The sequence below is a fragment of the Dactylosporangium sp. NPDC050588 genome (genome assembly GCF_040654975.1).
In the GTDB taxonomy this organism is placed as follows: domain Bacteria; phylum Actinomycetota; class Actinomycetes; order Mycobacteriales; family Micromonosporaceae; genus Dactylosporangium; species Dactylosporangium maewongense.
In genome coordinates this window covers 24,475-31,133 of the sequence record NZ_JBFAJA010000126.1, presented here as the reverse complement: position 1 = coordinate 31,133, position 6,659 = coordinate 24,475, and the positions used below count along the sequence as shown (strand labels likewise).

Here is a 6,659-nt window from a genome sequence, read left to right as displayed (position 1 = left end):
CGCGTACTGGACCGGGTCGCTCCACGAGTTCGGCGTGCCGCCGGTGCCGTAGGACAGGTTGATGACCCGGATCGGGTTGGCGGGGTCGTCGTTGCGGTGTGCCACCACCCAGTCGATCGCCGCGATCATCTGCGACACGTCGACCGCGCCGTTGGCGGTGCCGACCTTGATCGACGTCAGCTTCGCCTTGGGCGCCAGGCCGACGGTGCCGGTGGTCGGGTCGTTGCCGACGATGATGCCGGCCATGTGGGTGCCGTGCCCGTACGTGTCGAGGTAGCGCAGATCGGGGTCCTGCGACTCGAACGACAGGTCCGGCCCGTTCACAATCTGTGAGGCCGGCAGGCCGGCGACGGGGGCGACACCGGTGTCGATGAGCGCGACGCCGACACCGGCGCCGGTCAGTCCGGCCGCCGCGCCCGTCGAGGCGTTGATGGCGGAGCGTACGGTGGCGAGCGTCGTGCCGGCCGAGCCGGTGCTGCTGCCGAGCCAGGCGCTGGACGCCCAGCCGGCGTCTCCGACCTGGGTGTGCGCGGGTGCCGCGGCCGCACCGAGGCCGGCAGCAGTCGCGGCTGCGGCCACGGCGGCCGCCACAATCCGGCGTCCTGCCGCCGCCCGACGCCGCATGGCTGATCTGGGCATGGGATCTCCGTTCCCGCCGCTGACGTGTCGCGGCGCGAGATCCACAATGACCCGGCGCGGCCGGAAAATCACTGGCCGTGAACCGTCTCGGGCCGCCCGGACACGGGTTCCGCCCAACCACCCGACGCGATGTCAGGCGGCGACCGTCGCACCGCACCCGCATCGCAACCGGCCCGGCACCCGAGCGGCTCCCGTGCCTGGCTCCGCACGCGATCGGTGCCGCGCACCGCATATCCGGCACCGCGGCCCCGGCCGGCACCTAGGCTGTCCACTGTGGGGGATGAATCAGCCGTAAACCACCTAAAACGCCGACGGTCGTTCCGGCTGCGCGCCGCGGTTGGTGCGGGCTGCGCGCTCCTCGCGCTGCTGGCCACGGCGGGGTGGGCCGCCTCCCGCACGGTCGACCTGCGCGGCGACCTGCAGGCGGTCGCCGATCTGACCCGCCGGCTGCAGCAGCAGGCCATGTCCGGCGACCGCGAGGGTGCGGCCGCGACGCTCGCGGCGGTGCAGCGCCGGACCGGGGCGGCGGCCGCCGCGGCGAACGACCCGGCGGTGCGCCTCGCGAGCCTGCTGCCGGGCAAGGGGCGCGACATCCGGGCCGCCCGCGTGCTCGCCACGGCCGCCGACGATCTCGCCCGGGACGTGCTCCCACCGCTGCTCGACGCGGCGCGGCAGCTCGGCCCGCCCGCGCAGCCGGCCGCCTCGGGCGTGGACCTGCGGCAGATCCGCGCGCTGGAGCAGCCGGTGACGACGGCGCTCACGGCGCTGGACCCGATCCGCAAGCGCCTCGCCACGATCCCCGTGCGGGCGCTCGACCCGGCGGCGGGCGCGGCGGTGACCGACCTGCGCCGCAAGCTCGATCGGGGCGGCGACGCGCTGCGCGCCGCGCAGCAGGCCGTCCAGCTCCTGCCGGCGATGCTCGGCGGTGGCGGCGAGCGGCGGTACCTCGTGCTGTTCCAGAACCTCGCGGAGGTCAGGGCCACCGGCGGGATGCCCGGCGCGTGGGCCGTCGTGGCGGCCCGCGACGGCCACCTGACCCTGACCGCCCAGGGGACCGCATCCGTCGGGCTGCGCGCGTTCGACGCGCCGGTGCTGCCCGTCGATCCGCAGGTGCGGTCGCTGTACGGTGCCGGCGTCGCCAGCCATCCGGCGAACATCACCATGGTGCCGAACTTCCCCACCGCCGCGGCCGTGGCGCGGGAGATGTACCGCCGCCGCTCCGGCGAGACCGTCGACGGCGTCGTCGCCACCGATCCGGTCGCGCTGTCCTACCTGCTCGCCGCGACCGGACCGGTGGCGGTCGACGGCGGGCCGGCCCTGGCGACGGACAACGCCGTGCGGGTGCTGCTGGCCGAGACCTACGCGCGGTACCCGACGCAGGCACAGCAGGACGCCTACTTCGCCGACGCGGCCCGGGCCACGTTCCAGGCGCTGACCGGCCGGGCGCTCAACCGCGGCGCGCTGCTCACGCAGCTGAGCCGCATCGTCACCGAGCGGCGCCTGCTCGTGTGGAGCGCGTCGCCGCACGAGCAGCGCGGCCTCGCCGGCACCCCGCTGGAGGGCGCGCTGCCCGACCGGGACGCCGCCGCGGCACCGCTGGTGGGGGTGTTCCTCAACGACGGCGGCGGCTCCAAGCTCGACTATTACCTCGCGCCGTCGCTGGAGCTGGCATCGGCGGGCTGCTCGATCGACGGGCTGCGGGAGCTGACGCTGCGGGTGACGCTGCGGTCGGCGGCGCCCGCCTCGGGCCTGCCCGCCGGCGTGTTGACGTTCGCCGAGGTCACCGACCCGTACACGGCGCGCACGTTCGTCTCCGTGTACGCGCCGGTGGACTGGGGTGTCGAGCGCGGCACCCTCGACGGTGCCCCGGTGCGGCTGGCCAGCGGGTCCGACGGCGGCCGGATGGTCGTGGTCACGTCCGTCGACCTGCCACCGGGCGCCAGCCGCGTGCTCGAGGTGCGGCTGGTCGCGCAGCAGGTCCAGCCCGGGGCCTGGAAGCCGCAGGCGCGCACGACGCCGACCGTCAGGCCCTGGACCGTCGAGGCACGTTCGGCTGAATCCTGCGGCTGAGGCCGCTACGTTGAGAACATGACTCATAAATGGGACTTTCTACAACAAGGAGGGTTGATGCGATGAAACGGCTGTATACGCTGCTGTGCGGCCTGCTGCTGGCCGGCGTTGCGATGACCTTCGCTCCTCCCGCCCATGCCCAGGTGGAGTACCCGCCGGCCCCGCCGACGGGTGGCGTCTCCGACAGCACGGTGCGGCGCAACGGCACGGTGACCTTCTCCGGCAGGAGCACGCCGTTCGACACGGTGACGGTCACCGTGAAGTACGCCAACGGGCGCTCGGAGAACGCGGGCACCGTGAACGCCGACGCCGAGGGCAACTGGTCCCTGGCGATGTCGCTGAGCTACCCCGGTGTCGCCACGCTGAGCGCGGCGACCAGCAACGGCGTGGTCACGCAGCAGGTCGTGGTCCTCGCCAGAAGTGCCAACCAGTCGAACTCCTCGTCGAGCGACTCACAACTGGCCACGACCGGCGTGGCCAACGGCCAGCTGCCGACGATCACGCTCATCGGCGCGGGCACGGTCATGCTCGGCGCGCTGCTCGTCGTCGCCGGCGTGCGGTGGCGCCGGCGGACCGGCACCGCGGACTGAGCACGGTCGCCACAGGTAGGGCCGCGTCGGCACCCTGACGTCGCGGCCCTACCGTTGCGGCGCGACCCCGAGCGCCGACCGCGGCCACCAGCCCCGCTCGACGGCGAGCGCGGTGTAGAGCCGGTCCGTGTCGGCGACCAGCCGGTCCGGGCCGAACCGCGCCGCCGCCAGCTCCCTGGCGCTCCTGCCCATCCGCTCCCGGGTCGCCGGGTCGCCCAGCAGCCGGACGACCACCTCGGCGAGCTCGGCGGCGTCGGGCCGGCACAGCACGCCGGTGACACCGTCGCGGACCACGTCGCCGACCGCGCCGACCCGGGTCGCGACGGCCGGGACCCCCGCGATCGCCGCCTCGATGAGGCAGACCGGGGTGCCTTCGTTGTCCGACGTGAGCACGACAAGATCGGCGGCGGCGTAGACGGTCGCCACGTCGGCGCGCCAGCCGATGAACCGCACCGCCCCGCCGAGGTCGGCGGCTGCGGCGCGGGTGTCGGCGAGGCGGTCCCCGTCCCCGCACACGACCAGCGTCGCGGTGGGGTCGGCGGCGTGCACCCGGCGGGCCACGTCGATGAGCCGCTCGGGTCCCTTGATCGCGGTGACCCGCCCGACGTAGGCGATCACCGCGCCGTCGGCGGGCAGGCGGAGCGCGCGCCGGGCCTCGCCGCGCGCCGGGATCGGGCCGAGGGCGGTGCCCGGCATGATGACGCGGTACGCCGCGGGCCGGCCCACCCCGGCGCGCAGCAGGTCGTCGCGGACCTGACCGCCCACCGCGACCAGCCGGTGGGTGTGCCGCGCGAGCACCTGCTCGACGCCGGTCACCAGCCGCGTCTTCGCCGGCGTGAAGTAGCCGTGCAGCAGGTGCCCGTGGAAGGTGTGCACCCGCACCGGGACGCCGGTCAGCAGCGCCGCGATGCGCCCGAGGGTCCCGGCCTTCGCGGTGTGGGTGTGCACGATGTGCGGCCGGAAGCGGCGCATCTCGGCGGTGAGGTCCAGCAGCGCCCGGTAGTCGCCGCCGGTGCGCAGCCGCCGGCCCAGCGTCGGCACGTGGTGCACCGCCAGGTCCAGCCCGTGCAGCAGGTGGTAGTCGGCCTCGCCCGGCTCGACGTGCCCGGTGTACAGCCGGTGCTCGAACCGCGCCGGGTCGAGTCCCCGCAACAGGGTGGACACCTGCATCGCCGGGCCGCCGACGTTCAGGCGGGTCAGCACCCGCATGACCCGCAGCCGCCGTACCCCGGGATCACGGTTCATGGCGAGCTCCGGGTGCGGGTGAGCGCGTCGCGCAACGGCTGCTGGTAGAGCATGGCTCCGGACACGCTGAGGTGCGCGCCGTCGCGGTAGACGAGGGCGCCGTCGACGAACGCGCTGCACCCGCCGCCCGCGGTGCACAGCCGCTCGCCCAGGTCGAGGTACTGCGCGCCGCCGCCCACCGCCACGGCACGTTCGGCGGCGACGATGTCGTCACGCAACCGGCGCACCTCGTCCGGCCGCAGGTGACCGCAGTCCGGGGAGGGCGTGGACAACAGCCGCGGCCGCAGGCAACCGGGGAGGTCCCGATGCTGCGGGACGGCGCCGATGACGATGACCGGGCTGTGCAGCGCGATCGTCGCGACCGTCCGCGCCAGGTCGGTGCTCCACGCGGCGATCTCCCGCTGCCGGGCGGACCCGTGGGCGTCGCCGGGCGCGTCGGGCAGCAGCAGCGGGGCGGCGCTGCCGTTGAGGTAGCCGTAGCTGGCGTTGGAGACGATGACCGCCCTGTAGGGCGGATCGCGCTCGGCGATGGCGCGGAGGCTGCCTTCGGCGAACCGCCGGCACGGCTCGCTGAGGTACCGGACCTGGCTGAGCAGCGGGCACCCGCCCACGGTGGCGATCTGGACGTCCAGCCCGGCGGCCCGCCCGGCCGCGATCGCCGGCTCGGCGAGGTGCCCGGCGTTCGAGTCGCCGATGAGCAGCGCCGTGCCCCGGGAGCCGGGGGTGGGCCACGTGCACGGCCGCCGGGCCGGGTCGCCCAGCGGCAGCTGCTGCGCACAGCCGGCGGTCAGGTCGATGTGTGCCGGCGCCGTGATCGCGCGGACGGCGGCGATGTCCGGCCGGAACCAGCCGTGTCGTGTGGCGACGGCGACGCCGAGGCCGCCGGCGGCGGGCAGCATGAGGCACGCCACCGCAAGGCGCACGGTGGCGGCCGCGGTCAGCGGCGTCCGGTGGCGGTCCGGGCGGTGGATGGGCAGCTCGACGAGCCGGTAGGCCAGCACGGCGGGCACCAGCGAGGCGAGCGCGGCGAGCGGCCGGACGCCGGGCAGGTCCGGCAGGCAGGTCCCGGCGATGACGATGACCGGCCAGTGCCAGAGGTACCAGCTGTAGGACAGGTCCCCCAGCGCGACGGCGGGCCGCGCGGACAGCCAGGCGGTCGGCGCTGCCGGGCCCGGGGCGCTGCCCGCCACGAGCAGACACACCGCCGCCGCGACCGGCACCGCGGCGAGCAGCCCCGGAAACGGGTCATCGGCGTCGATGCCGAAGGCGGCGGCCGCCAGCAGCACCGTTCCGGTCCAGGCGAGCAGCGTCCGGACCGCGCGCCGCGGTGCGTGGCCGCCGGCGGTCGCGACGGCGACGGCGGCGCCCGCGAGAAACTCCCAGGCCCGGGTCACCGGCGCGTAGAACGCGAGCCGGCGCATGACCTCTGGGTCGGTCAGCGCGTGCACCCCGGCGGCGCGCGGCACCCAGCCGTAGGTCAGGCACACCGCAAGGCCGAGCGAAGCGACGCCGGCCAGGGCCAGGGCGGTGATCAGCACAGCCGTCGCCGGCCGCCGCGGGCGCCGGCGGCGGGCGATCAGCCACGCCGCCCCGAGTGCGGCCGGGAACAGCAGGTAGAACTGCTCCTCGATGGACAGCGTCCACAGGTGCAGCAACGGGTTGGACTCGGCGTGCGGCTGGAAGTAGCTGCCGGCGAAGCGGAAGAAGTAGCCGTTGGCGCACAGCAGCGACGCGGCCGCCGAGGCGTAGCCGACCGCCGGCATGCTGCCGTCGAGCGGGCTGAAGAGCAGCGCCGTCGCAGCGATGGTGGCCGCCGACACCACCGCCAGGGCGGGCAGCAGCCGCCGGGCCCGCCTGGCGTAGAAGGTGCGCAGCCGGATCCGGCCGGTCGCGGCGAGCTCGCGCAGCAGCATGGCGCAGATGACGTGGCCCGACACGACGAAGAACACGTCGACGCCGACGAAGCCGCCGGGGACGGGCAGTCCGCAGTGGTAGAGCACGACGAGCGTGACCGCCACGGCGCGCAGCCCCTGGATGTCGCGACGGTGGTGCCGTGTCTCCTCACCGCCCGCTGCCATCACAGAATCCGATATTAGGAGCTAATCGACCAAATCA

At 75.1% G+C, this 6,659-nt stretch carries 5 protein-coding genes; 2 read left to right on the top strand and 3 right to left on the bottom strand.

Annotated elements, in window-relative coordinates:
• On the bottom strand, window positions 1–579 hold a 579-nt coding region (locus AB0I21_RS52480; RefSeq protein ID WP_360572772.1), incomplete at its 3' end, for a S8 family serine peptidase.
• 333 nt (window positions 580–912) lie between these two features.
• Between AB0I21_RS52480 and AB0I21_RS52475 the strand changes: the two genes are divergently transcribed.
• Both AB0I21_RS52475 and AB0I21_RS52470 read left to right on the top strand, forming a co-directional pair.
• Window positions 913–2,709, top strand: a complete 1,797-nt coding sequence (locus tag AB0I21_RS52475) for a DUF4012 domain-containing protein (RefSeq protein ID WP_360572770.1) — start codon at window positions 913–915, stop codon at window positions 2,707–2,709.
• Between the two features lie 62 nt (window positions 2,710–2,771).
• Window positions 2,772–3,299 (top strand): hypothetical protein, encoded by a 528-nt coding sequence (locus AB0I21_RS52470; RefSeq protein ID WP_360572768.1) that lies wholly within the window; start codon window positions 2,772–2,774, stop codon window positions 3,297–3,299.
• A 48-nt stretch (window positions 3,300–3,347) separates the two neighbouring features.
• Here the strand turns inward: AB0I21_RS52470 and AB0I21_RS52465 are convergent, their stop codons facing one another.
• Window positions 3,348–4,544, bottom strand: coding sequence for a glycosyltransferase (locus tag AB0I21_RS52465; RefSeq protein ID WP_360572766.1), 1,197 nt, complete (start codon window positions 4,542–4,544; stop codon window positions 3,348–3,350).
• A complete protein-coding gene (locus AB0I21_RS52460; protein WP_360572764.1) occupies window positions 4,541–6,622 on the bottom strand; it encodes an acyltransferase family protein in 2,082 nt (693 codons plus the stop codon). The genes AB0I21_RS52465 and AB0I21_RS52460 overlap by 4 nt, the downstream gene beginning before the upstream one ends.
• Between the last annotated feature and the right edge of the window lie 37 nt (window positions 6,623–6,659).

Excerpts from the sequence above, each read along its gene's own strand:
- AB0I21_RS52470 (WP_360572768.1), top strand. The coding sequence starts at position 2,772 with ATGAAACGGCTGTATACGCTGCTGTGCGGCCTGCTGCTGGCCGGCGTT.
- AB0I21_RS52465 (WP_360572766.1), bottom strand. The coding sequence starts at position 4,544 with ATGAACCGTGATCCCGGGGTACGGCGGCTGCGGGTCATGCGGGTGCTG.
- AB0I21_RS52460 (WP_360572764.1), bottom strand. The coding sequence starts at position 6,622 with ATGGCAGCGGGCGGTGAGGAGACACGGCACCACCGTCGCGACATCCAG.